Source organism: Pseudomonas sp. R9.37, from assembly GCF_963878885.1.
GTDB lineage: Bacteria > Pseudomonadota > Gammaproteobacteria > Pseudomonadales > Pseudomonadaceae > Aquipseudomonas.
In genome coordinates, this window is sequence record NZ_CAWNZA010000024.1 from 1 (window position 1) to 1,755 (window position 1,755).

The window sequence follows — 1,755 nt, forward strand, 5'->3', positions numbered from 1 at the left end:
TATCGATCGAGTCGGTGATCGTGGTGGTGGCTGGCGCTGGGTTGGTCGCCAGGTTCTCGAAGTTACCACCGGTGGCGCTGGTGATCGTCGTGTTGACGGTCGAACCGTTGTTGTAGACGTCGTTAGCTGGGGTTTCGAAAACCACCGAGCCGGCAGATTTACCCGCTTCGATAACGATGGTCTGGCCATTGCTCAGCGTCACGGTGACCGGAGTTTGCGCCGGATTGGTCAGCGTGGCGGTGTAAGTGATGTTGCCGCCCTCAACAACCGAGTTATCGGCAGTCAGGGTAACGGTAGTGGTGTCGATCGAGTCGGTGATGGTGGTCACCGCTGGAGCTGGGTTGGTCGCCAGGTTTTCGAAGTTACCGCCGGTGGCGTTGGTGATCGTCGTGTTAACGGTCGAACCGTTGTTGTAGACGTCGTTGGCCGGAGTTTCGAAAACTACAGTGCCGCTGGACTTGCCCGCTTCGATATTGATCGTCTGGCCGTTGCTCAAGGTAACCGTCACAGCAGTTTGTGCTGGATTGGTCAGCGTGGCGGTGTAAGTGATATTGCCGCCTTCAACGACCGATGGATCCGCCGTCAAAGTGACGGTAGTGGTATCGATCGAGTCGGTGATGGTAGTGGTTGCTGGCGCTGGGTTGGTTGCCAGGTTCTCAAAGTTACCGCCAGTTGCACCGGTAATAGTGGTGCTGACAGTCGAACCATTGTTGTAAACGTCGTTAGCTGGAGTTTCGAAAACTACAGTTCCGCTGGACTTGCCCGCTTCGATGTTGATCGTCTGGCCGTTGCTCAAAGTGACGGTCACGGCGGTTTGCGCCGGATTGGTCAGCGTCGCGGTGTAGGTGATGTTGCCGCCTTCAACGACCGATGGATCCGCCGTCAGGGTAACGGTAGTGGTGTCGATCGAATCAGTGATCGTGGTGACGGCTGGGGCAGTACCTGGAACCAAGTTCTCAAAGTTACCGCCAGTTGCATTGGTAATAGTGGTGCTGACAGTCGAACCATTGCTGTAAACGTCGTTAGCCGGCGTTTCAAACACCACCGAGCCCGCAGATTTACCCGCTTCGATAACGATGGTCTGGCCATTGCTCAGCGTCACGGTGACCGGAGTTTGCGCCGGGTTGGTCAACGTGGCGGTGTAAGTGATATTGCCGCCCTCAACAACCGAGTTATCGGCAGTCAGGGTAACGGTAGTGGTATCAATCGAGTCGGTGATCGTGGTGACCGCAGGTGTAGTGCTCGGCACCAGGTTCTCGAAGTTACCGCCAGTGGCGTTGGTGATCGTCGTGTTAACGGTCGAACCGTTGTTGTAGACATCATTAGCCGGCGTTTCAAACACCACCGAGCCCGCAGATTTACCCGCTTCGATAACGATGGTCTGGCCATTGCTCAGCGTCACGGTTACCGGAGTTTGCGCCGGGTTGGTCAGCGTGGCGGTGTAAGTGATGTTGCCGCCTTCAACGACCGAGTTATCAGCAGTCAGAGTGACGGTAGTGGTATCAATCGAGTCGGTGATCGTGGTGACCGCAGGTGTAGTGCTCGGCACCAGGTTCTCGAAGTTACCGCCAGTGGCGTTGGTGATCGTCGTGTTAACGGTCGAACCGTTGTTGTAGACATCATTAGCCGGCGTTTCAAACACCACCGAGCCCGCAGATTTACCCGCTTCGATAACGATGGTCTGGCCATTGCTCAGCGTTACGGTGACCGGAGTTTGCGCCGGGTTGGTCAACGTGGCGGTGTAAGTAATGTTGC

General features: G+C 56.1%; 1 protein-coding gene. It reads right to left on the reverse strand.

Annotated features, from left to right (window positions below):
• A partial coding sequence (locus AACU78_RS15700; RefSeq protein WP_339382654.1) for an immunoglobulin-like domain-containing protein occupies nucleotides 1–1,755 on the reverse strand: 1,755 nt, incomplete at both ends.